General features: G+C 39.8%; 11 protein-coding genes. 3 read left to right on the forward strand and 8 right to left on the reverse strand.

Annotation, left to right across the window (positions count from 1 at the left end):
• Window positions 1–58 precede the first annotated feature (58 nt).
• From AC0UMU_RS07305 to AC0UMU_RS07315, 3 genes are all read left to right on the forward strand, one after another.
• On the forward strand, window positions 59–1,891 hold the full coding sequence (locus AC0UMU_RS07305; RefSeq protein ID WP_288641208.1) for a T9SS type A sorting domain-containing protein: 1,833 nt from the start codon (window positions 59–61) through the stop codon (window positions 1,889–1,891).
• A gap of 176 nt (window positions 1,892–2,067) precedes the next feature.
• Window positions 2,068–5,289: a glycoside hydrolase family 3 C-terminal domain-containing protein gene (locus AC0UMU_RS07310; RefSeq protein WP_473979905.1), complete on the forward strand. Its 3,222-nt coding sequence runs from the start codon at window positions 2,068–2,070 to the stop codon at window positions 5,287–5,289.
• A gap of 149 nt (window positions 5,290–5,438) precedes the next feature.
• A complete protein-coding gene (locus AC0UMU_RS07315; RefSeq protein ID WP_278714520.1) occupies window positions 5,439–9,794 on the forward strand; it encodes an FG-GAP-like repeat-containing protein in 4,356 nt (1,451 codons plus the stop codon).
• Between the two features lie 563 nt (window positions 9,795–10,357).
• On the opposite strand, the gene AC0UMU_RS07320 is transcribed toward AC0UMU_RS07315, so the two are convergent.
• From AC0UMU_RS07320 to AC0UMU_RS07355, 8 genes are all read right to left on the reverse strand, one after another.
• Entirely contained in the window at window positions 10,358–12,517 is a 2,160-nt protein-coding gene (locus AC0UMU_RS07320; RefSeq protein WP_009318635.1) for an alpha-galactosidase, read from the reverse strand.
• A gap of 149 nt (window positions 12,518–12,666) precedes the next feature.
• On the reverse strand, window positions 12,667–13,227 hold the full coding sequence (locus tag AC0UMU_RS07325) for a DUF4251 domain-containing protein (protein WP_009318636.1): 561 nt from the start codon (window positions 13,225–13,227) through the stop codon (window positions 12,667–12,669).
• A gap of 183 nt (window positions 13,228–13,410) precedes the next feature.
• Window positions 13,411–14,715, reverse strand: a complete 1,305-nt coding sequence (gene thrC, locus AC0UMU_RS07330) for a threonine synthase (RefSeq protein ID WP_022389567.1) — start codon at window positions 14,713–14,715, stop codon at window positions 13,411–13,413.
• 4 nt (window positions 14,716–14,719) lie between these two features.
• Window positions 14,720–15,931, reverse strand: a complete 1,212-nt coding sequence (locus AC0UMU_RS07335; protein WP_278714518.1) for a cofactor-independent phosphoglycerate mutase — start codon at window positions 15,929–15,931, stop codon at window positions 14,720–14,722.
• Window positions 15,932–15,945: 14 nt separating this feature from the next.
• Window positions 15,946–18,381 (reverse strand): bifunctional aspartate kinase/homoserine dehydrogenase I, encoded by a 2,436-nt coding sequence (gene thrA, locus AC0UMU_RS07340; protein WP_278714517.1) that lies wholly within the window; start codon window positions 18,379–18,381, stop codon window positions 15,946–15,948.
• Between the two features lie 402 nt (window positions 18,382–18,783).
• Entirely contained in the window at window positions 18,784–20,871 is a 2,088-nt protein-coding gene (locus tag AC0UMU_RS07345) for an HD family phosphohydrolase (RefSeq protein WP_009318641.1), read from the reverse strand.
• Window positions 20,872–20,883: 12 nt separating this feature from the next.
• Entirely contained in the window at window positions 20,884–23,145 is a 2,262-nt protein-coding gene (locus tag AC0UMU_RS07350) for a RelA/SpoT family protein (RefSeq protein WP_022600399.1), read from the reverse strand.
• Window positions 23,146–23,261: 116 nt separating this feature from the next.
• On the reverse strand, window positions 23,262–26,141 hold the full coding sequence (locus AC0UMU_RS07355) for an endonuclease (RefSeq protein WP_278714516.1): 2,880 nt from the start codon (window positions 26,139–26,141) through the stop codon (window positions 23,262–23,264).
• Window positions 26,142–26,147: the final 6 nt, after the last annotated feature.

The raw sequence follows: 26,147 nt of genomic DNA on the forward strand, positions 1-26,147 counted from the left end.
AGATGAAAGTTATATCCTTGGAACTTGAGTTTATAATTAATAATTCAATTTTTTTGTTATGAAAAAGAGAAATACATTTTTAGCAGGATTGCTGATTTTGATGTTTTCAGCTTCTGCGGTAGCTCAGGATTTGGTAATTCCGACCAATTCGGAAAGTGGTGTCGAAATTATGAAAGACGGAAAATTCGACCCGGTTACGATGAATATCGGGAATTGCAGTGAGAGTACCCAAGTTTATTTGGGCGAGGTGGATTTCGGTGAAAACGGAGATAAATATGCTGCTGCCGGTATTGTTTTTGCAAATGGATATTATATGGACGGTTGGGCAATATTGCATGCCGGTCAGGATTATGAAAGTTCGCTTCCGTTTACTCAAATTACACTTGATGAAACCGGAGGTTATCAGGCTGTTTATACATTTGCCGATTCGATGGCTTATCTTAAAGGTCCGAACCATGACGGTGTGTTCGAAGGAGCTCAAACGCAATATTACAAACCCACCGGAAAACAGAAAGTATATCTTACGTTTATCGGTGGATCGGGTAATATTTGGGCTGTAAATTTTTATGAAAATCCGATACCGGCAGATCGGTTTATTCAAGAAGGCGAACATGAATATTTGTGGGGACTTGCTTTGCGTACTCCGAATATGATACCCGGTTATGAGGAGGTATCTACCCGGCTTTTGGCTACGGAGTCGGTCCCTATGGTCCCAACAGGTGAAGAAGCCGGTGCAGAATCTCCTTTTTTCGATACTAAACTCGACGGAGATTCTTGGGGATGGACAAATGACGGGTTTATTGTCGATTATGGAATCATGGATTTTGGCAATGGCGATTATGATCAGATTATAGCTTATGTGAAGCGGAGTGCCGATGTTAATATTAATCTTTATGTAGAAATTTACTTGGATGAAGTTTCTGAGGATAATCTGTTAGCGAATATTTGGACAGGCCTTCAGATGACAAATACCACTCCGCTTGCCGCTAATATTAAGTCAGTCACAGGGGAACATAAGATTATTGCGAAATGGGTAGGCGGAGGCTTTAACTTGCAGAATATCGAATTTTCGAAAGGAAACCTTTGGACGGAATCGCTTAAGTGCGGAATAACGGTAGTCGATGAGTTGCCTTCGGATGATGCTTTTCATTGTACATTTGTAGGATGCCTTGAAGGTCAAGCTAATCCATGGTATTATGAAGTCCTTGCTAAAGGACAATATGAAAGTGCCGGTAATATCGGTTATACTAAAAATGGTACGGTTATCAATTTCTTTGATGCATCGGGTGACGGAGTGGACTTCGGTAATGGTGAATATAAGAGTATTGTCGTAAATCACGCTTCTGAAAGTAGTTGGTTAGGTCCTATCGATGAGGCTAATTTTGCATTTTATATCGATCTTGATCCCGATTTTACTATTATGAAAGAGACTTGGGATACTGATTTGGCGTCTATTTTGGAAGGTCACGAACCGATCGCTCGCGTAAGAATACAAGGTACCGGGAGTTGGGGTATCAAGAAGCATACTGCCGGAGAAATGTTGAGAGAGGTGACCGGAAAACATCAGTTGTATATGGTTTATAACATCTTGAACAGTAGTACTGCAGGAGCCAATGTGTTCGATATTTATTTGGATAAGAAAGAACTTTCAGGAGTATCGCAGAGTACCGCAGATGTAGAGGGTGTTGAAGTATATGCTTCGAATGGAAAGATTATGGTAAATACTGTAGATCCGGTGAAAGTAACGGTTTATACTTTGAGTGGATCGGCTATGTCCGAAACCGTAGCATCTTCAGGAGCAAATACATACGATGCTGCTTCAGGGTTCTATATCGTGAAAGTAACGGATAAAAACGGTGCTGTAGGGACATATAAGGTGCTTGTAAAATAGTTGTATATATACGGTTGGTCGTTAAGTTGATTTGCCCGGGATAAATGTTCATTGCTATTATCCCGGGCAAAATTATTCAAAGACGTTTTTAAATAGAAACTAAAAAAAATCGTTATTTTGGATACGGATAAAAATTTGTTTTTCAAGTATGAATTTGAATATTAAAAAGGTGTAAAATGCAAAAAATAAGAAAATGTATCGGAGCGATAGCGCTTTTGTTGCAAATTTCTTCCTTTGCCGTAGCTCAAATCAATTATCCTTTCAGGGATACGACATTGTCTCATCATGAAAGGATTAAGGATTTGCTTTCCCGCCTGAATGTCTCTGAAAAGATTTCTCTTTTGCGGGCAACATCTCCGGCTATTCCTCGCTTGGGAATCGATAAATATTATCATGGGAACGAAGCTTTGCACGGAGTTGTTCGTCCCGGGAAGTTTACGGTATTTCCTCAAGCTATAGGTCTTGCCAGTATGTGGAATCCTGATTTTTTGCAAGAAGTGTCGACGGCTATTTCGGATGAGGCAAGAGGACGTTGGAATGAATTGAATCAAGGTAAAGATCAGACGGCAGGTGCCAGTGACTTGTTGACGTTTTGGTCGCCGACGGTAAATATGGCACGAGACCCTCGTTGGGGACGTACGCCGGAAACATACGGAGAAGATCCCTTTTTAACCGGTACGCTGGGAACAGCATTTGTTCGGGGACTTCAAGGGAATGACCCTAAATATATTAAAGTAGTATCGACTCCGAAACATTTTGCCGCCAATAACGAAGAGCATAATAGAGCGAGTGGTAATGCTGTAATATCAGAACGTGATTTGCGGGAATATTATTTCCCGGCATTTGAAAAGTGTATTAAAGAGGGGCAGGCACAAAGTGTCATGTCGGCGTATAATGCAGTAAACGGAATTCCTTGTACGCTGAATAAGTGGTTGTTAACCGATGTATTACGGGATGACTGGGGGTTTGACGGCTATGTCGTTTCGGATTGCAGTGCTCCCGAGTATATTGTATCGCAACATCATTATGTCGATACTTATGAAGAAGCGGCCTCGTTATGTATAAAGGCCGGATTGGATCTGGAGTGTGGAGATAATGTCTATATCACTCCATTGTTGAATGCTTATAATCGGGGTATGGTAACCATGTCCGAGATCGATTCTGCTGCGTATCGTGTGTTGAGAGGTCGTATGCGGTTAGGGTTGTTCGATGATCCGAATGAGAATCCGTATAATAAAATATCTCCTTCGGTCGTCGGGTGTGAAAAGCATCGCGAATTGGCATTGGAAGCAGCCCGTCAAAGTTTGGTGTTATTGAAAAATGACAAGGATATGTTGCCGATACAGACCGATAATATAAAATCGATAGCTGTAGTCGGTATAAATGCTGCAAACTGTGAATTCGGGGATTATAGCGGAACGCCTGTGAATGCTCCTATCTCGGTTTTGGAAGGTATAAAAGCCCGTATAGGGGATCAGGTAGAGGTGAAATATGCTCCGTGGGTTTCTCCTGCATTGGAATATACCTTGATCGGTAAGTCTGCTTTTCCGAACGGGTTGAAAGTCGAATATTTCGATAATGCAAATCTTTCAGGAACTCCGAATACTCGTGTTGAAGACTATCTTCTTTTTGATCCCAAAAATCGTCCGCCTGATCCTTTAGTTCCCGGAAGTCCGATGTCGATTCGTTGGACGGGAGAACTGATTGCTCCTGCTACGGGTCAATATACGTTTGCGTTTACATCGGATGACGGATGTCGCCTGTATCTTAACGGAGAAAAATTGATCGATTCTTGGAGAGTCCGATCTGAGGAAACAGACTATGTGACCGTTTCGTTAGAAGAAGGGAAAACGTATGAATTGAAGGCTGAGTATTTCGATGATGGAGGAGAGGCGATTGCTAAATTGGCTTGGAAAACACCTGTTTCTAAAGCATTTGAATATAATCTGATCGGAAAGTCTGCTTTCCCTGACGGTTTGACTGTCGAGTATTTCGATAATATGGATTTATCGGGAACACCGAATACCGATACGGAAGAATCTATTTTTTTCGATCCGAAAAATCAGCCTTCCGATCCTTTAATTCCCAGAGGGAAAATGTCGATTCGTTGGACCGGAAATCTGGTTGCTCCGGAAACGGGACGTCATACGTTCGCATTTACGTCTGACGATGGATGCCGATTATATCTTGACGGTAAAAAGTTGATCGATTCTTGGAAAATTCGTGCAGAAGAAACCGATTATGCAAGTGTTTATTTAGAAAAGGGCAAGGCGTATAAGTTGGTAGCCGAGTATTTCGATAATGATGGTGAAGCGATCGCAAAGTTGGCTTGGAGAACCCCAAGTACAGATTCTGAAAGTTTGCTCGATGCTTATGGAGATGCAGGAGAAATTATTCGGGGGAGCGATTTGACTATTGCGGTTTTGGGAATAGATCGCACTATAGAAAGGGAAGGCCAAGACCGGTCGACGATAGAATTGCCCGAAGACCAGCAAATATTTATTGAAGAGGCTTATAAAGCTAACCCGAATACAGTAGTCGTATTGGTTGCCGGCAGTTCTTTGGCTATTAACTGGATCGACCAAAATATTCCGGCAGTATTGGATGCTTGGTATCCCGGAGAGCAGGGCGGAACAGCAGTCGCTGAAGCTTTGTTCGGAGATTATAACCCGGGAGGGCGTCTTCCCTTGACATTCTATAATAGTTTGTCGGATCTTCCGGCTTTTGACGATTATAATGTAAGGAATAATCGTACTTATATGTATTTTGAAGGAAAACCTTTATATCCGTTCGGGTATGGATTGAGTTATACCGATTTTGCGTATCGAGGGTTGGATATAGCTCAAGATGAGGAAAATGTAACGGTTAAGTTCTTTGTATCGAATACGGGAAATTATGACGGTGATGAGGTCGCTCAAGTATATATTCAGTTCCCTGATCAAGGAACGATTTTGCCGTTGAAGCAGTTGAAAGGTTTTAAGCGTGTGCATATCTCCAAAGGGCAAGAGACGGAAATAACGGTGCGGATACCTAAGAAAGAATTGCGTTTATGGAGTGAGAGCAATTCTGAATTTTACACGCCTGAAGGAAATTATATATTTTTGGTAGGAGCATCATCCGAAGATATTCGTCTGCAGCAGGTCGTTCCTATTCGATATGTCAGTGCTCTTGATACGGAATCTCTTGAAGGAGTGCGGATTTTTTCTCGGGATCATCGTATCGTGGTGATTGCTGAAAATCCGGTAAGATTGGATATATATAATGTGGACGGGAAACTGGTTCATTCCGGGCAAAATATTTTTGGAAGGAATGAAGTTTCCGTACCGACAGGTAATTATGTCGTAAAAGTTACAGGTGAAAACGGGAAAAATTTCTCTCTTAAGATTACCGTGTCGTAGTTGAAAGCGATTAATTTGTAATAAGGCGTTTATCGTGTAGATAAATGCCTTATTTTTTCTATTTATTGACCGGTTTATGTTATTAAATTAATTCTTTATACGGTAATTTTGAAATGATAATTTTTCTAACGATTAAATTTTTTAATATCATGAAGCAGAATTCTTTTCGAACGTGCTTATTTATTTTACTTTGTTTCTTGTTGTTTTCGGGGACAATTTCTCAGGCAGCGGAGTGGGAGATGAAAAAAGGTCCTATGATGACTAAGTGGTCTGAGACGATAGACCCGAATAATATTTTGCCCGAATATCCGAGACCGCAAATGGTACGATCGGATTGGATGAATCTGAATGGAGTGTGGGACCTCAGAAAAGGTGTAATTGACGAGGCCTATTCGGCAGATTTCGATTATGATAAAAAGATATTGGTGCCGTTTCCTTTGGAATCGGCTATATCGGGAGTTATGGAAAAAAGCGACGAACAATGTTATTGGTATAGGAGAACTGTCGTGATTCCCGAATCGATGAAAGGAAAAAACATATTGCTCCATTTCGGTGCTGTCGATTGGAAAACGGTCGTTTATGTAAACGGAATTCAGGTAGGTACGCATACCGGAGGTTATGATCCTTTCTATTTTGATATTACTTCTGCCTTAAAAGATAGCGGAGAGCAGGAGATAGCTGTGTATATTTATGATAATACAGGTATGGAAGGACAGCCGACAGGGAAGCAATCCAGAAATCCTTCTATATGCTGGTACACGGCAGTGAGCGGTATTTGGCAGACTGTGTGGTTAGAGCCGGTGAATCCGGTGCATATAGCATCGTTTACAATGGAACCTAATTTAGATAAAAAGTGGTTGTCACTCATGATAAATCCGAGCGAGCCCGAGGGGGTTACTGTCAATGCGAAAATAAAAGATAAAGACGGAAATGTCGTTTCGACATTAGAAGGTGGAAATCCTGCCGGCATTATCCGCATGACGATCGAAGGGGAAGTACATCCATGGTCGGTAGAAGATCCTTATTTATATGATCTTGAAATTTCTCTGGTAAAGAACGGAAAAGAAACAGATGCTGTGAAAAGTTATTGCGGAATCCGTAAGATCGAGGTTAAAAAAGTCGGAGATATTCCTCGTATATTCTTGAATGATAAGCAGATTTTCCAGATGGGACCGCTTGATCAAGGATGGTGGCCTGACGGATTATATACTGCACCCAGTGATGAGGCATTATTATTCGATATCCGCACGATGAAAGACTTGGGTTTCAATATGGTGCGTAAGCATATCAAGACCGAGCCAGCTCGTTGGTATTATCATTGTGATAAAGAGGGAATTTTGGTTTGGCAGGACTTGCCGAGTCCGAATCTGCCCAAAGGTCATGAAGATTTTGCAAAAGCAAATTTTGAATCTGAATCAAAATCTATTATAGATGCTTTGAAAAATCATCCCAGCATTGTTCAGTGGATCGTTTTCAATGAAGGTTGGGGACAATTCGACACGGAACGTATGACCAATATAGTCGATACTAAGGTAAATTCATTGACTCCTGCACGGTTTGGAAAGCCTACTTTGATTTGTTGTGCGAGCGGATGGACTGATGCCGAAATCGGAGATATTATCGATACGCATAGTTATCCCGATCCTTCTTGTCCTTCTAATGCAAATCGGGCTGCGGTTTGCGGAGAATATGGCGGAATAACATTAAAAGTGCCGGGACATATTTGGCCGGGAGGAGATTTTCAATATACTACGGTAGAGACAGGTCGAGATTTCACGGCATTTTTTAATGGCTTGTGCGATAAAATAAAGGATTTTTATTATCAAGGATTGAATGCAGCGGTATATACCCAAATCTCGGATGTCGAAATTGAGAAAAACGGGGTTTTGACTTATGATCGCCGTGTTTTGAAGCCATACTCTCCTTATGGAGAATTGAAAGCAAAAATCGAGGAATGTGTAAATATGCCTCAGAATAACATAATTATTAAGCCTATACTTTCTACGGCAAAAGATCATAAATATACATGGCGTTACAATACAACGACCGATGTTCCCCGCCGTTGGTTTGCCAAAGAGTTTGATGACAGGGCTTGGGCAAAGGGACAGGCCGCTTTTGGTTTCGGTGTTCCTGAACCATCGACAAGTCTTGTTTCTACCGAATGGAAAACGAGCCAGATTTATATGCGTCGTTGGTTTTATCTTGGAGATATTACAGAGGAAGTGATTGATAAGTTGCGGTTTGTTTTATTCCATGACGATGATATAGAAATTTATATTAACGGGGTATGGGCTGCGACCAGAACCGGATGTGTCTTTAATTATGTACCGAAAGATATTTCGGAAGAAGCTAAGAATGCATTGAAACCGAATAGTTGGAATTTGATCGCTGTCGGTGGGAAACAGGGCGGTGGCCAGCAGATTATGGATGTCGGTATCTCAGCTTTTGTGACCGAGGATTTTGAGTATACCGAGAATTATGATGAACTGGAAAATCCGGAATATTCGGATATCCCTGTTCCCGGAACGGTAATAACCCCCAAATTTGAAAAAATAGTGCAACCTGTTCCGGCAGAACCGGTACAGTCGGGAAATGGGGCAGATGTTGCAGCAGGAGAATTTTATCATACATCGGACCGCTCGAATGTAGCTTGGGGGGATTTTGATAATGATGGAAAATTAGAACTTGTATATTCGGGGTATAATGAACATCTCTCTTCCTCGAAACAAGGTACTGCGTTACTGTATAAATATGCCGGGAATGATGAGTTTGAACGAAAAGATAGCCCTTTTGATATTTGTTATTATGCTTGTCCGGTATGGTTTGATTATAATAATGACGGATTGTTAGATCTTTTTGTTCCCGGTTTGAAGAATAAAGATTATGAAAATGATCTAAATGATGTAGCAGCCTTTTTATATGAGAATAAGGGTAAAGGACCGGATGGAAACTATGTTTTTGAAGAGGTGAATGTTGCCGATAAATCGGGAAATCGTATGGGGATTTATCCTATCTATAATGATACCGATGGGGGACGTTCTCGTCAATGGGTTTCGGTAGGTGATTATGATAAAGACGGTTACTTGGATATTGTTGTCACCGGAAGGGATGATTATGAAGATGCAGATGGCATGTTGGCGGAAGATGGAAATGTTCTGGTACATCACGACCGCCGCGCCGTATATTTGTATAAAAATGATAAAGGTAAACGTTTTATCCGGCAGGAAACTCCGCTTAACGGAACTGATCCGTTCTTAGGATTGGCGAGAGGGTCTGTTTACTTTGCCGATATGGATAATGACGGTTGGTTAGATATCGTGTCATCGGGATACGGTCCGAATGAAGGAAATTTGCATGTTTATTGGAATAATGGCGACGGCACTTTCAGTGAAACCGGACAACATTTTTACGGATCGTATGATTCTTCTTGCGCTTTGGGCGATTTGAATGCAGACGGATATATGGATATTGTCGTTACAGGTTATTCCCGAAATAAGGGAGGCGGAAGTGCAAAATCGTTCTTCGTATATAAAAATTGCGGAAATCGTAGTTTTGAAATGTTAAATGATGCTTTCTGTGGTTTTGAAGGTGTAGATGGTGCAACTCCTTCGCTAGGTGATGTCAATCATGACGGACTGCCGGATATTTTAGTCGGAGGACATGGGGCAGAACATGAGATTACGACTTGGTTATATTTGAATAAAGGCGATTTTTATTTTGAGTCTTATGGGGCTTATTATGATGATCCTTTCGGCAAATTAGGATCTTTTGACAGAATCAGTCATGGAAATAATCATTTGGTAGATTATGATAATGACGGTTATTTGGATGCTTGGAATATGGGATGGGCACAAGCCTCTGTATGTTCAAAAGCTTGTGCTACACAATTGTGGAAAAATAATTCGGGCAGTAAGGATATTGATTCTAATGCGGCTCCGTCAGCTCCGAAGAATTTGAGATATTCTTATGATAAGAATACAGGGATGGTAACCTTTACATGGGATGCTGCCACAGATGACGTGACTCCGGCATCGGCATTACAATATAATTTGTATTTGAGAAAGGCCGGTTCATCGGAATATTTTATGACAGTTCCGGCTGATCCAGCTACCGGATTTATTAAGGTGGCAGAAATTTCAGGTCAGATAATGACAACCTCTTATTCTATGTATGTTCCTGATGAGAATGTCGATTATGAGTGGGGGGTACAGGCTATCGATAATGGAAAAAGAGGCGGAAAGTTCGCTAAATCGGATTTTAATCCTACAACGACCGGTTTAAAAAAAAAAGAGGTTTCAGACGTTAACATCTATGCATCAGACGGAAAAGTCTGCTATAATGTAGGTGAAAAGAATGTTATTCTGAAAGTTACCGATGCAACGGCATCTCTTATTTCTGTTGTTTCGGTAAGTGGAAAAGGTATTCTTGAGAATTTGAACAAAGGAATTTATTTTATTTCTGTAATAGCGGATAAAGCTATTAAGGTGTTTAAAATAATTTTGTGATGTAAATGTGTTTTTCAGGTTTTCTAATAGGTGAAAATTAGGATTGGTTGTAGTGTGTGTAGAGGCTGTCATTTGGCAGCCTCTATTTTTTTATTATAGTCTGTTCGATATATTTTTTTCGGAACGTATCTCAAACATATTGAAAAATATTATGCTTTATTGGGGGATTTTCTCCTTTTAGAACCTGAATTTTGCTCGGGTCAGAAGTTTCTTTCGAGGATGCTTTATTGTTTTTTCAGGGATAAATAGCGGGCTATCGTGAAAACAACCAGACAGGAAGAAATCGCAAAAACGATCTGATAATATCTTTTTATCGGAAAACTCAGACAGATAAGATGTATGAAATATTTTGTAAAGATAAAGGACTTGAGATATGTGTGTTGCATATTTGAGAAAGAAAAACTAATATCTCAAACAATTAGTTTTTTAGTTACTCGTATTTTGTCTATTTTTTTATAACGGTTACTCCAATTGGATACAAAAAAGCTGCCTCAAAATAGGAAATGAGGCAGCTTTTTTCTTTTTATGGAAGTTTTTTTATTTGATTGAGTATATTCTTTAAATTAGTTATCCGCTGAAACTTCGATTACACGACTGTTAAGTTGCTGTGCGGTAAATAGATTTAATCCGACAGTCATTAAGAAATCTCCGGATAAAAGTTTCCCGTTATCCGGTAAGGAAGAGTTCATTCCCGGCATCAGATTGATTTCTTTTACACGGTACATTTTATTCGGATCTAATCCTTGCAGGCGTACAGGCAATGTTTTTTCGGCATAGCGGGGGTGTATATCGAATGCAAAAATTACGGCTTTATTGTTATCTTTGCTTGCATACATAGTTGAGGTATGATTCCCATCGTAAGGAGATACCAAACGATACATGTCTCCATCTAAAATAATGGGTTTTAATCGATTATAATTCTTTACTGCCAATTGACAATAGGATTTTTCATTTTCGTTCATATCCGTTAATTTTATGTCGAAGCCGAGTTTACACATCATGGCAACATCTGTCCGGAATTTTATGCTGCTATTTTTATTCCATGTGGTGACATGTGCACACATGACTTTTGACGGAAAAATTTGAGAGAATCCCCATTGAATGAATAGTCTTTCTATCGGATCGGTATTATCGCTTGCCCAGAATTCCGTAAAATATTGTAAAGCTTCATAATCCGATCGTCCTCCTCCTCCGGAACAAAGCATCATCGGCAGATCGGGATATTTGTTTTTTATTCGATCCAGTACGTTGTAGAGTCCTCGGACATAATCAATATATAAATGAGATTGCTTGTCCTTAAGATAAACAGAATAAATGTTGGTAATCGGACTGTTACAATCCCATTTGAAGAAAGCAATATCCGGGTATTTGGTCATTAAATTGTCGACTACATTAAAAACATGATCTTGTACTTTCGGATTACTTAAATCCAATACTAATTGATTACGGAAATAATATTCATCACGGTTAGGTAAATGGATAACCCAGTCTTTATGTTTTTCATATAGTTCGCTTTTGGGATTCACCATTTCCGGCTCGATCCATAAACCGAATTTAATTCCTTTTTTCTTTGCGGTTTCTGTCAAGTATCCGATACCGTTGGGAAGCTTGTCTGACGTTTCTTCCCAGTCGCCCAAACCTTGGTGATCGCTGCTACGCGGGTATTTATTAGCAAACCAACCATCATCGAGCAAAAACATATCTACACCCAATTCTACAGCGTCATCCATTAATTCTACGAGTTTTTCTTCATTGAAATCGAAGTATGTGGCTTCCCAGTTGTTCAATAAGGTCATACGGCTTTTTTCTCCGTCTTTGACCTGATATTTTCGTGCCCAGTCATGAAAATTTCGGCTGGCTTGACCTTTACCTGAAAAACTATAGGTGAAATAAAAATCCGGAGTACGGAAAATTTCGTTCGGTTTCAAGCTATATTCTGATGCGTACGGATTGATTCCCGATATGACACGTAATTCATTTTTATTATCTATTTCGAATGTAAAGCGGAAATTTCCGGTCCATCCTAATGTGCCGACCAGTATTTCTCCTTGGTTTTCTTCTGCTTTCCCGTCTAAAGAGAGCTGGAAGAAAGGAGAGCAAAACATGTTGGAGCGAGATCCTAATTTGGAATCGAGTATTTTTTTACCGAATTCCAGAGGTTGTTCTTTCATGTGTACTTCACTTGCCCAATCTCCTGAAAATTCAGTCAGGAAATATCTATTTCGATTCAAGTGCAGCATTGAAGACGCATATTTGTGTAGCTTTACCGGTTTCTTTTCTTGATGACTGATTTCTGTAAATGTTTTAATCAGGTTCTCTTTTTGATAAGTTATATAGTGCAGTTTTACCGTGACGGGATATTTATCGTCTTGCAAGGTGATAATTGTTTCATTTACGCCCGGTGAAAGTTGTTTTTCGGTATGGGATATATATTTTAGTAGTAAAGAAGGATTTCCGTCATTATGAACTACATGAATTGCCGGCTCGAAGTAGTCTTCCATGCCGTGTGTAAGATAAGCTTCTGTGCCTTGTGGCAAATAGGCAATATCGGATGTATGAAGTAACTTCTTTCCCAGATAACTTTGGTAGAGACGATTGTTCTCTCCGACTTTATAAATTAAGTCTATGTCGTCCGTACTGATTTTGATTACTTGTTTGCTTTCGGCTTTTGTCATACATGATATGCATAGAAAGCATATCAAAAAGAATATTTTCTCTTTCATCGTATTTTGTTAGGAGGTTAAAGTTTATATTACAAAAATACGCAAAGAATAGCGTACACTAAGGTGTAAATGTGTCATAAAATAAGAAATTTGGAGCGTATTTCTCATTTTAATTGTTTTGGGAAGAAATTGTTCCGAAATTTTTGCAGTTATAGAGATGTTCCTTTATAAATATAGGCTTTGTTCATAGGAGATATGCTTCCGTTCAAATTTAATTGTTTGCTGTTGAAATTCGGAGAAATAATTGCTGTTGCAGAGTTATTTGTCGGGTGTAAAGTCAATTCGACTCTGGCAGAAATACCTGTTCCGTTTGCATAAAATTCATAACGGGTGAAACCCTTTTTGTCCGTTCTCATTTTAACGGTCGAGATATGTCCTTCTACCGTAATGCCTCCTAAACCGTTATATCCTATATATGGAATATCAAATGCTATTTGTATGACTACCCGATTTTTATTTAGGGAAATAAAATTGGTTACAGAACTTACAGATGTACTGATTCCGTTATTAAAAATGATTTGGTTCGTGTTGAAAACAAAAGTGCTGTCTTTTAATGCCGCAAGAGCTTGAGCATGATATTTCATGTCGGTGGAATCGGGAGTATTGTATTTGCGATTTTTCTTTTGGGTTATTTTTTCACTCGAATGCAATTGGGATGCCATTCCGATTCCCATTAGAAAGCAAACTATAATTGTTATTATATTTTTCATATCGATAGAATTATCGGGTTTTATTAGAAGAACAGGTTTTTATGTATGAATGTTTGCTATCCAATGAAGTTTATTTTATTTAGATAATAATTAGGAAGAAAGGTTTAATGATATGATGGAAAAGATGAATAAACAGGTTATCAACATACTGCTTTCAAATTGTTGATAACCTGTTTATATAAATTATTTTGTATTGAGCAACAATCGTTTAAATGGTATGAATGAGGCGGGTATTTCGATACTTTTTTTCTTCCCATGCATGAATTTTAAAAGGGTATCCGGAATATTAACAGGGGTGTTGATAACTCCTTCCACTGTTTCCAAGAATTTGGCAGGGTGTGCTGTTTCCAGGAAAATACCGGTTTCTCCATTTTCTAACTTTTCTGTTAAAGCACGATAGCCGCAAGTTCCGTGAGGATCGAGTAGGTAATTATACTTTTTATATACTTCACTAAGAGTTTCGCGTATCTGATCATCTGTATAACTGACTCCGCTTATTTCTTTACAGATAGCTTCATGGGAATTTTCGTATAGATCCAATATCCTGGCGAAATTGCTGGGATTACCGACATCCATGGCATTGGCTATCGTCGGTATAGAAGGACGAGGTTCATATTTACCGGTAATGAGATATTGTAAGAATATGTCGTTCCGATTGTTTGCTGCAATAAATCGTTTAACCGGAAGCCCCATTCTTTTAGCGAATAATCCGGCTGTTATATTTCCGAAATTACCGCTGGGAACACAGAAGACAACATCTTTGTTTTTTTCTATGCGGGCTAATTGTGCATAAGCATAGAAATAGTAAAAAGATTGCGGTAGAAAGCGGGCAACGTTAATAGAATTGGCTGATGTCAGCAATAGGGCCTTATTCAATTCTTTATCCATAAATGCCTCTTTCACAAGGGATTGACAATCATCGAATGTCCCATCGACTTCTAAAGCCGTGATGTTCTGGCCGAGTGTCGTAAACTGTTTTTCTTGTATTTCACTGACTTTTCCTTTGGGATACAAGACAAATACTCGTATGCCGGGGACTCCTAAGAATCCGTTTGCTACGGCACTGCCCGTATCTCCGGATGTGGCGACTAAAACATTAACCTCTTTTTCTCCTTTTTTGCGAATGAAATGCCCTAATAGGCGTGCCATAAAACGTCCTCCGACGTCTTTAAATGCTAATGTCGGTCCGTGAAACAGTTCTAAACTGTATATATTGTCATGAACGTGAACAAGAGGAGTATCGAAATTCAGTGTATCATAAACAATTTCCTTTAATATGTCGGCTTCGACATCTTCTCCGAAGAAAGCTTCTGCTACGATAAATGACATCTCTTGAAAAGTCATTTCTCCGATATTGTGATAAAAAGCATCGGGCAGCCTTTTTATAGTTTCTGGCATAAAAAGACCTTTGTCGGAGGCTAACCCTTTGATTACCGCTTCCTCTAAAGTTGCTTTAGCCGCCTGTTTGTTTGTGCTGTAATAATACATTTGATCAATCTTTTTTGAATAATTCTTTAATAAATTCATCTTGACTCAGTAGCCCGTAATATCCTTCCTCGACACTGAATTCATCGTATGTCTGTACATTGTCGGGTTCTTTTCCCGGTTTGTAAATTATAAAAGGAACTGGGGCTGCGGTGTGGGTGCGAATGCGACATGGGGTAGGATGATCTGGCAATAGAGCGATAGTCAAGGGTTCATCCATTTCTTGAGAAGCTTCTACCAGTCGCTTTAAAACCCGATGATCTAAAAACTCTACAGTCTTTTTCTTTAGTAAGGCGTTTCCCTCATGTCCGGCTTCGTCACTGGCTTCGATATGCAGATATACAAAATCATTGTCTTTCAAAGCTTCTATGGCAGCTTCGGTTTTTCCCTCGTAGTTTGTATCATATAATCCGGTAGCCCCTTCTACATCAATAGATCTCAATCCGGCGTAAATACCTATGCCTTTGATCAGATCGACTGCTGAAATAACTACTCCGTTACGCAAGCCGTATTGCTGTGTTATAGGTTTCATTTGCGGTTTGTAGCCCGGTGACCACGGCCATATACTGTTAGCCATATCTTTACCTTCGGCTTTTCTTTTCAGATTTACCGGATGATTACATAATAGTTCTTGGGATTTGACGATAAGCTCGTTCAACCGGTCTGCCGTTTTCTGAGCTTCCGGGACAAGAGCTTTTATCATCACTTCGTTTGCCGGAGTTCCGGGAACGTCATGCGGAGGTGTACATTTTAATCGTTTGTCTCCGCCTTTTAATTTAAGGAGATGTCGGTATGAAACTCCCGGGAAAAAATTCACATCATTTCCTCCCAGCTCTTTTTGTAGATAATCGATCAATTCAGATGCTTCTTCATTGGAAATGTGTCCGGCCGAGTGATTCTTGATAATTCCGTTTTCTATACAGATCAGATTACAGCGCATAGCCATCTCTCCCGGTTCAATGTCTACTCCCATACTGGCAGCTTCTAAAGAACCTCTTCCTTCGAAGACTTTATATAGATCATATCCGAGAACCGACATGTTTGCGATTTCACTTCCCGGTTCGAATCCTTCGGGGACAGTATTTAAGCGACCGCACCTTCCATGTGAAGCGAGCCAGTCCATAATTGGAGTGTCGGCAGCTTGGAGAGGTGTTTTATTTCCCAATTCGGCGATTGGCTCATCAGCCATTCCGTCGCCTAATACGATTATATACTTCATAATAATATTTTTTACTAACGAATGTTGGCAATGCTGATAATATCGGCAAATACACCGGCTGCCGTTACCATAGCCCCAGCACCGTATCCTTTGATAACCATCGGATATTCTTTGTAACGATCGGTTGTGATTAATATTACGTTATTGCTTCCTTCTAATTGATAAAAAGGATGTTTGCTGTCGACTTCCTGTAACCCGACTTCGACTTTTCCTCCATCTAAAGTTGCGACAAAACGGTATCTCTTATTTTCGGAAACCAGCTTTTTACGTCGTTCTTCAAATTCTTCGTCGAGTTTAGGAATTTGTTTCCAGAAGTCATCCAGAGAGCCCTGAAAATATTCTTCGGGGATGAACAGTTTTTTTACAACATCGCTTTGTTCTACCCGATATCCTGCTTCTCTTGCCAAAATGACAAGCTTTCGTACCACATCCTGTCCGTTTAAGTCGAGTCGGGGGTCAGGTTCGCTGTAACCTGATTCCTGAGCCAGCCGAATAGCTTTACTTAAAGGTATATCTTCACTTAAAACGTTGAAGATAAAGTTTAATGTTCCGGAAACTACTGCTTCGATTTTCAGAATTTTATCCCCGCTATTGATCAGGTTATTGATTGTATTGATAATCGGTAATCCTGCTCCGACATTCGTTTCGAACAAAAACTTGACGTCCCGTTTGCGTGCTATTCTTTTCAGTTCCGCATAGTTGTCATAAGCCGATGAAGCGGCGATTTTATTAGCCGCAACGACAGAAACATTATGATTAAGAAGATCTTTATAAATTCCTGCTATTTCATTGCTGGCAGTACAATCGACAAAAACCGAGTTGAATATGTTCATTTGAATGATACCGTCCCGTATGGCTGCCGGACTGGCCGACAGCGGAGATGCCTTGAGTTCTTCTTCATAATGGTCGAGAGAAATGCCTTCCCGGCGGAACAGGCATTTTTTTGAATTCGCCAATCCGACAATATTCAGTCGGAGCGATTTGTCTTTGAGCAGGTTGGGCTGTTGCTTGCGTATTTGTTCTAACAAGTCTTTTCCTACTAATCCTATACCGGTGATAAATAGATTGAGAACTTGTACGTTAGACAAGAAAAACGAGTCATGAATTACGTTTAGAGCTTTTCTCAAACTGTTTAGTTCTATTACAAAAGAAATATTTGTTTCCGAAGCTCCTTGCGCACATGCGATGACATTGATACCGTTACGTCCTAAAGTGTTGAAGAGTTTCCCGGCAATACCCGGAGTGTGTTTCATATTTTCACCTACAATGGCTACTGTGGCGAGATCTTTCTCTGCACTGATTTCGCTGATCTCACCCATTTCAATTTCTTGAGCAAACTCTTCGGTGAGAACTTTTACCGCCAAATCTGCATCTGCATTTTTTACAGCGAAAGAAGTGTTATTCTCAGAGGATGCCTGAGATACGAGAAATACGCTTACTCCTGATTTGGCAAGGGCCTTGAATATACGGTAGTTAATACCAATAACACCTACCATTCCAAGTCCGGTAACGGTAATTAAGCAGGTATCGTTGATCGACGATATTCCTTTAATTGCCTTTCCTTCGCCTGATGCGGAATCTTGAGTTATTAATGTTCCCTGAGCTTCCGGGTTGAAAGTGTTTTTAATAACGATAGGTATATTTTTATGGTAGACCGGATAAATGGTCGGAGGATAAATAACTTTTGCCCCGAAATTACATAATTCCATCGCTTCGATAAACGACAGGTGTTCTATAACATAAGTGTTGCTGATAACTCGGGGATCGGCGGTCATGAACCCATCGACATCCGTCCATATTTCCAGACGCGATGCTCCTAATGCCGCTGCGAGGATCGCTGCAGTGTAATCTGAACCACCTCTGCCGAGATTGGTTACATCGTTATTTTTTTTATCGGAAGAGATAAACCCCGGAACTAAGGCGACTTTCGGCAGTTCTTTGAATGTTTTCCTAACCAGTTCATTTGTTAGATCAAAATCAACTATATTTTTGTTGAACTGGACTTCTGTTTTAATAAATTCCCGTGAATCATAATGTACGGCATCGTTAATCACTCGGCTGACAATCACAGATGATATCCGTTCTCCGTAACTGACTATGGTATTTTGGGTTTTGGCAGATAAGTCTTTGATAAGCGATACTCCCCGAAATATATTACCGAGCTCGTCTAATAATTCGTTTACGATTTGGAGCACTTCTTGTTTACGTTTTTCCGGAACGATCCCGTCGATAACGTTATGATGCCTGTGGATAATTTCTTTAAAATGAGTTAGATATTCACTATCTCCAGTTCCTGCTAAACGAGCGGTCTCTATCAGTTTATCGGTAATACCACCTAAAGCGGATACTACTACTATTACCGGTTCATCACAGGCTTCTACTATTTTCTTTACGTTTTTGATGCTTTCTACGGAACCTACGGATGTTCCTCCGAATTTTAATACTTTCATCAGTTGTAAATATATCTTTTTTATTTTTTGTCCGGCACAATGTATCTTTTCTGTTTTTATACAGAAAAGCGGTATTGATTAACGGAACAAGGTCAAATTTATAAATTTATTTTCAATGGAATCGGTTCATATAATCGGTATTTATGAACCAAAAGGATGGATATGACAACTTAAACCCCCTAAGGGGTGGTTGTTGTAATAGTAGTATATATAAAACAATATTGCAGGAACTGTTTCATTCTATCTCTGCTTCAATTTATTTTGACAGTGCAATATTACGCAAATTTTCTTTATCTACCTACATATTTTTTATTTTTATTCTGTCAAGATAGAAATTTGATATGGAATGTGTTTTTGAAATTACAAGTTATTATTTTTACTTTATCCTTTGGGTAAATTCTCTTATTGTTGTTTGGTTTGATCCGGCTTCCGATGCGGATCTTCTTTTAATTCAGGGTAGCTGATGCGTGTATGATACATTGTTTTCAATTTCTCGATAAATACGTTTTTTATAGTTTCTACATCTCTGAAGCTTAAAGGTGTATTCTTGAAAAGACCATCTGCAATCTGACTATCTATAATATTGTTTACCAATTTTGAAATCGACTCTTCGGTATATTCTTTCAAACTGCGGGAAGCTGCTTCGACAGCATCCGCCATCATCAATATGCCTGTTTCTTTAGTAAAAGGATTCGGTCCAGGATAAGTAAACGAGTCTTCGTTGATTTTGAAATCCGGAAATTCGTTTTTATATGAATTATAAAAATATTTGGTTTTACTTTTTCCGTGATGTGTGCTGATAAAATCTTTGATGGCTTGAGGAAGCATCAGTTTGTCTGCCATTTTGATCCCGTCTTTCACATGTTGTATGATAATTTGGGCACTTTGTTCGTATGAGAGATTATGATGAGGATTTACTCCAGATTGATTTTCTGTAAAGAATGCCGGATTTGCAAGTTTTCCTATATCATGGTATAAAGCGCCGGTTCTTACCAATTGAGCATTTGCCCCTATTTTGTTCGCTGCTTCGGCCGCCAAATTTGAAATCTGCATGGAGTGTTGGAATGTTCCGGGACAGATTTCAGAGAGTTGCCTGAGTACCGGAGAATTAATGTCGGACAATTCTACTAAGGTAACGTTAGAAATGAAACCGAATGTCTTTTCGAGCAAATAAATCAGAAGGTATGCAAATAGCAGTAATACTCCGTTTATACCAAAATAAAGGAACATGTTCGGATTGAGTTTACTCCAATCCCCTTCGGTAAGTAATGTATAACCTACATAACTTACACAGTAAGCTATGAATACGAGTATAGCACAACGCACCAATTGAGATCTTTTTACTAATTCGCTGAGACTGTCTATTGCTGTCATACCCACTATGATTTGCAAGAATATGAATTCTAATGGGAACGGTGCTGCGAATGCGCATAATAGGACAGTGACCAGATGCGCATATAATGCTGTTCGCGAATCGAGGAATGTAACGACTGTGAGCGGTAACATGGCAAACGGGACGAGATATATGCCTTGTAGTCTGGTTTGCGTCATCATGTATGCTGCCAAGGTTACACATACGATCATCAACATCAGGAATCCCAAACTTCTTATATCTTTGAAAATCCGGGAACGGAAAAGAGCTAAAAATAGATAAAAGAAAGTGAACAGACAGGTAATAACGATAGCTTGTCCGATCAGAGTCGTCTCTCTCCTGTCCATATTGATTTTTTTCTTGAGGGTTACCGTTTCCAATGATTTTAAAATCTGATAGGTATGAGGAGAGACGATTTCGCCCCGGTCAATAATTCTTTCACCGGCTTGTACGATACCGGAGGATGCCGATATCCGTTGTAAAAGCTCGTATCTTATTTTTTTTGTCGTAGTACTATCGAAAACCATGTTCTCGACTAAGTAGGTATTGAGATTGCAGGTGCGTAAAAGGTCTTTGCTTGCCTCGTCCGGAAGGCTATTTATAATCTGCTCGTAAGCAGTACGAGGTGAACGTAACTGACTGACCTGATATTCACGGGCAATATTGTTATTGAGTATGCGGATGTTCTCGATATGTTCTTTTTGTAGCTTATCATATTCTCCGGATGAAATGATCCCTTGTTTATATATATTGTCTAAAGCGGTTATCGTATAGTTATAAAGATGATGAGGTAATCGGTCTTTCAAGTCGTTTTTGTACGCTTGTTGAAATTTTGCTATCTGTTGTTTCCCGATCGATGCGTTTTCGACATAGAAAGGTTGAAATTGTTGTAGAATGCTGTCTTGTTCTTTTTTTATCTGTTCTTGACTTTTGTAAATAGGAAAGTCGAAAGAAGCTGTTAATAACCCGTATTTCCAGGGTTTTCCTTCTTGGAAATGATAACGGAATTTCTCTTCGCGAGGAAAGAAATATATTGTCAGAAAAAGCGCTGCAACAAAAAACAAGATTTGAAATATAAGCGTTTTACCAAAAAATGATTTTACAGTTTCCCGTTTCATATTCTGCAATGATTATATGTTTTTAACTCGAACAGCCGACTTGACTTCCTTGACTTTTTTTATATTGTTACATAGTTTCTCTATATCTTGCACGTCATGTACCATGATGCCTAATTTACCTGTAAATAGTCCGTCGTTACTTTCGATGGACAAGTTCCGGATGTTGATTGCCAGATCTTCCGAAATGACTTTAGTAATGTGATTAAGAACCCCGACCCCGTCGATTCCTTTAATTTCGATTGTTGCGGGGAAAGATTCGTCGATACGTTCGTCCCATTGTGTAGAAACAAGTCGCGGACCAAAACTGCTTTTTAGCTTCATGGCGATAGGGCATGAGCGTTTGTGTACGACAACCGTTTCGTCTTCATTGATATATCCTAATACGTCATCTCCGGGAATAGGACAGCAACAAGGAGCGATGGTATAGTTCTTTTCTTTTCCGTCGTCTCGTAAAATATAAGTTGCTTTCCGGTCTATTTTCCGGTCTGGAGCTGCAACCGATTCTGGTTTTACGGGAACGGGTGCAGATTTGTTATTCCCCCCGAACGGCATCTTCAAGTATTTCATAAATACGTTTTGACTCTTATTTTTAAAGAGTTTCTTAACCGATTCGTCTAAGGAGATATTGTTGCTTCCGAGTTGATAAAACAGTTCTTCTTTTTTGTCTATACCGAAGTGGTTCAATATTTTATCGACTATACTTAAGTCGTTTTTGGCTAATCCGTTTTCTTCAAGGAAATTATTGAAAATATTTTCTCCTTTGGCTGCAATTTGTTTTTTGTCTTTTCGCAAAGCTGCTTGTAATCGGGTTTTTGCCTTTGCCGTAGTAATGAAATGTATCCACTCTTCTTTTGGAGTTTGGGTTTTGGACGTCAGTATTTCCACTTGATCTCCACTCTGGAGTTTTTGGGATAGAGGCACCAACTTGTGATTTACCTTTGCTGCAATACAATGGTAACCCATATCAGAGTGCAATGTAAATGCAAAATCGAGAGCTGTGGCATCTTTAGGAAGTGTTTTCAATTCCCCTTTGGGAGTAAATACAAAAATTTCCGATGCAAACAGGTTTAATTTTATCGTGTCCAAAAAATCGAGAGCATTCGGCTCTGGGTTTTCGAGAATCTCCTTAATCGTTTTTAGCCAAATGTCCAGTTCCGATTCTTCATCTGTATTTCCTACTTTATATTTCCAATGTGCAGCGAATCCTCTTTCTGCTATTTCGTCCATTTTCCGGCTTCGTATCTGCACTTCTGTCCAGTTACCGTCAGGACCCATGACTGTGACGTGCAATGCCCGGTAGCCATTTGCCTTGGGACGACTCACCCAATCGCGGATGCGTTCCGGATGTACTTTGTAAATGTCGGTTATAATGGAATATATGTTCCAACACTCTTTTTTTTCGTCTTCTTCCCGTTCCGGATCAAAAATAATACGTACGGCAAAAAGATCATATACCTCTTCGAACGGGATATTCTTGGTTTGCATTTTATTCCAGATCGAATAGACTGATTTTACACGGGCTTTCATCTCAAATTTTACACCCATTTCGTGTAATTTTTCTGTAATAGGAGCTGAAAAATCCTCGTAAGCAGCTTGACGTTTTATTTCGCTGTCCGCGATTTTCTGACTGATCTCTTTATACGCATCCGGATGTTCGTATTTAAAACTGAGATCTTCCAGTTCTGTTTTGATTGCAAATAACCCCAACCGGTGGGCAAGCGGTGCATAAATATAGAGTGTTTCTCCGGCAATTTTATATTGTTTACTGGGTGCCATAGATCCTAATGTCCGCATATTGTGCAAACGGTCTGCCATTTTTATCAAAATGACCCGAATATCTTCGGACATTGTCAATAACAGTTTTCTGAAATTCTCTGCTTGAGCAGAAGCCTGGTCACCGAAAATCCCTCCGGAAATTTTCGTCAGTCCCGCTACGATCATGGCAATCTTTTTCCCGAACAGATTTTCTATATCTTCTACCGTATATTCCGTGTCTTCTACGACATCATGGAGAAGAGCCGAACAAATAGATGTAGAACCTAATCCTATTTCTTGACACACGATGCGCGCTACGGCAATCGGATGCAGTATATACGGTTCGCCTGAACGTCGTCGAATTCCTTGATGAGCATCTTTGGCAAATCGGAATGCCCGTTCGATAATATCCACCTTTTTTCGGTGGTTCGAATGCAAATAGTCTGTCAATAATGCTTGAAACTCCTGCTCTATTAGATTATCTTCCTGTATTTCTATATTATTACTGGACTCCCCCATATTTTTTAAAGCTCTTTTATCATTAATGGCAAACTTAAAAAAAATAATCCATATTATTTCTTCTTTGACACAAAATGTCTCTCACACATTCGGATATATAAGAGTTTTTAGAGATGTTACCGAATAACTTTCATCGTCTTATATCCTGACGAGGACTTTATTCCGATGATATATATTCCTCGTGAGGAGGCAGGAATCTCAATGACGGCAGAGTTTGTTCGGGTTTCGAATATGCTCGTTCCGGATGGTGTATATACCGAAACGGTTTCGTTTCCTTGTAACCCTAAAATTCTGAAGCCGCTATTTGTTGAACAAAAAATTAATCCGTTCTGTTCGTTTTTCTCAATAGAACCTGTATTCCCGGAGGTTTTTACAGCTACTCGTTCCGATTGTTCAGAAAGGATATCTCCGATTGCCGATCGAACCTGATAATAGTATTCTGTATCTTTTTTCAGGTTTTCGAATTTGCAACTGAGTCCTGTTACGATTTTATCTTGTACGATGTATTCAGGCTTTGTGCCTCCGTATGTTACAGATACATTATCAAGAGCAAAATTCCCTTTTTCTTTGTGATAAGTAAATCTGAATGCCGTAATATTTTCATCTTTTGTGAATGAGTAGCTTGCTGTTTGAGCGCTATTTACAAATTCTATAATGTCTATCTCACTCCATATCCCATTGCTTTTCTTTTCTATTTTGAATGTCGAACCTATGCCTCCTGAAACGAATTTGTACCAGAATGAGAGTTCTGTTACAGGTGCAGGATAGTCACAAGTCTGTATGTATTCTTCTTCTCCTTTTTCCGGTTTGAATGCTAATGAATTGGGTTCTTTGGAATTTGTACTGGATTCGTAATGTCCCGATGCGTTTCCTGTCCAGCCTTCGGGCAGGGGTTTTCCGTCTTTTACATTTGTAAATGTCTCAAATATTTCTACTTCCTCATCTCCTATGAGGGTGTACAGATCGATCAGGTAATGTTCAGCACCGGAAACTATGTCCCAATTGGCGACAAAAGAGTTTTCTGTTATTTCTGTTGCATCCAATACTTCTGGCGATTCTAATGGAGAAGTTTTAATACCCATCGTGTTAACAGCCTCAATCTCTCCTTGTGCGGACAGTGCGGTGACACGATAAGTGTAACGGTGGTTGGGCATTAGGCCGGAAACCTGATATTCCGTTTGTTCTCCGACTTCTTTATCTTCGAAAACATACTGACTTTCGGGAGCGAACTGCATGGTGAAAGTTCCGGTTCGGTCAATAACATCTTGACCTAAATTTACCCATTCCGACCAATCGCATACGGTGGTAGGATGAGTTACTTCCGTTTTTCGCATATAAGTAACATTTACTCCCCAGGTTGCGCCTTTTCCCGTATCTACATCTCCGATAACGTCTATTTGGATGCCGTTATGATACAATCCGATTGCATCATCTCCGTTAAAAGACATGAGAGATTTTTCTTTTTCTGCCGGAGCAATCATTTGTGCCCTGTTTATTAGAGCTTCGTTCGTACAGTCCCCTGATACAATCAAAAAGTTTTCACCGTCGGCAAGTATGGGATGCTCATCATTTTTTAGAGAAAGTTCCGTTCCGAAACTTCCGCTTCCGTTTGTCTGTTTCCGTAAACTGTATTTCGAGAGATCGATGTCTTTTCCTGTGCCGTTATAAATTTCGATGGCTTTGTCGTATCCTTTACTTCCTTCGATATAGGATGATATAATCAGATCTCCGGCCTGTTGGTCTCCTGAATAAAGATCGATCCGGTAGCCTGTTGCTTGCGGGTGGCGAATCCATCGCAATGTAGATTGTGTAGAAGTCGTTTCTGTAGCCGGGAGTGCCATAAAATCTTCTGTTGCACCTCGTGATACTTTTACGATTACCGAGTCTGTCAGTCCGCCGCCTTTTATTACTAACGTGTCGATACCCGTTCCTGATGTTTGAGGCATATAACAGATATGAATCGTTTTGCCATTTATAGCTTCATTTGCAGTGACCGATTCTTGAGAAAGGCTTAATCCGGAATTTTCTCCTCCGGTTTTCCAATAAAGATTCAGGGTCTCGGTCAAATTCTTTCCTTGAATATCAAGATCGATAGTTTTATTGTCGCCTTGTAGCAGAATGCCGAAATCTAATGTTTTATTGTTTCTCGGAGATATTAGAAAAGGTTCTGTTTCATCCGGAAAAGGGTAGGGAGTAGATGTTTTGTCTCCCCATATATAATCCACTAAATCGGGATAATCTATAAAAGGATTACGGTTACCCTGAATTTTGTAAACAGCTTCTGCTCTCTCTTCTTCCCGAGCGCTTTTGAGATCATTTTTATTCCATTCCATCAGTAGTTGCAGTGCCCAAGACTGCCATACAGGCCATGTATTATTTTGCATCATCGGGCTATTCCAGAGAGAAGCATAGTCTTCGTATGCCGTAGCAATGTAGAAATAAGAACGGGCGAAATCCCCTTTATAAATATCTGCCGGTTCGAAGCAGTTGCCTGTGTATGTGTTCCCGAAACCGTTTTTCCCCATTTTGCTCAATCCGTTGTCTCTGATAGGAGTTCCGGAGACTTCACCTAAAGGGTTGTTGCTTTTCGACATATTCATTGTTGCATCTGCCGGATAAAGATGATATAAATCTTTATAGGCGTTATTCTTAATACCTCCCCACCAACTATTCGGCAGAGAATGTTCTATGTGCATCCCGTCGATACCGTTGAATCCGTTGAAATATCGTGTCTCATTGGAGTACATGTCAAAAACCGATCCGTCGGGATTTTGATCGGTATAGAAAAAACCTTCCCAAGTTGCGCCCTCTCCGCTTCCATATTTGAGCATAGAAGCCTCTTTTATGATGTTATGCAAGGCGGTTTTCAACTCTGCACCGGTTTTGCCGTGTGCTTGATAATAATATCCGGCCGGAATTTGTGCACAGATAAGCGATGAAACTGTTAAAAGAAGAAAGAGAATGCCGTAGCGTAGTAAACAGGTAGTCTTTTTCATAGAAGG

It is taken from the genome of Coprobacter fastidiosus (assembly GCF_982245605.1).

What these genes read in the sequence shown, in the direction of transcription:
- AC0UMU_RS07305 (WP_288641208.1), top strand. Translation starts at nt 59, where the DNA reads ATGAAAAAGAGAAATACATTTTTAGCAGGATTGCTGATTTTGATGTTT.
- AC0UMU_RS07310 (WP_473979905.1), top strand. Translation starts at nt 2,068, where the DNA reads ATGCAAAAAATAAGAAAATGTATCGGAGCGATAGCGCTTTTGTTGCAA.
- AC0UMU_RS07315 (WP_278714520.1), top strand. Translation starts at nt 5,439, where the DNA reads ATGAAGCAGAATTCTTTTCGAACGTGCTTATTTATTTTACTTTGTTTC.
- AC0UMU_RS07320 (WP_009318635.1), bottom strand. Translation starts at nt 12,517, where the DNA reads ATGAAAGAGAAAATATTCTTTTTGATATGCTTTCTATGCATATCATGT.
- AC0UMU_RS07325 (WP_009318636.1), bottom strand. Translation starts at nt 13,227, where the DNA reads ATGAAAAATATAATAACAATTATAGTTTGCTTTCTAATGGGAATCGGA.
- thrC (WP_022389567.1), bottom strand. Translation starts at nt 14,715, where the DNA reads ATGTATTATTACAGCACAAACAAACAGGCGGCTAAAGCAACTTTAGAG.
- AC0UMU_RS07335 (WP_278714518.1), bottom strand. Translation starts at nt 15,931, where the DNA reads ATGAAGTATATAATCGTATTAGGCGACGGAATGGCTGATGAGCCAATC.
- thrA (WP_278714517.1), bottom strand. Translation starts at nt 18,381, where the DNA reads ATGAAAGTATTAAAATTCGGAGGAACATCCGTAGGTTCCGTAGAAAGC.
- AC0UMU_RS07345 (WP_009318641.1), bottom strand. Translation starts at nt 20,871, where the DNA reads ATGAAACGGGAAACTGTAAAATCATTTTTTGGTAAAACGCTTATATTT.
- AC0UMU_RS07350 (WP_022600399.1), bottom strand. Translation starts at nt 23,145, where the DNA reads ATGGGGGAGTCCAGTAATAATATAGAAATACAGGAAGATAATCTAATA.
- AC0UMU_RS07355 (WP_278714516.1), bottom strand. Translation starts at nt 26,141, where the DNA reads ATGAAAAAGACTACCTGTTTACTACGCTACGGCATTCTCTTTCTTCTT.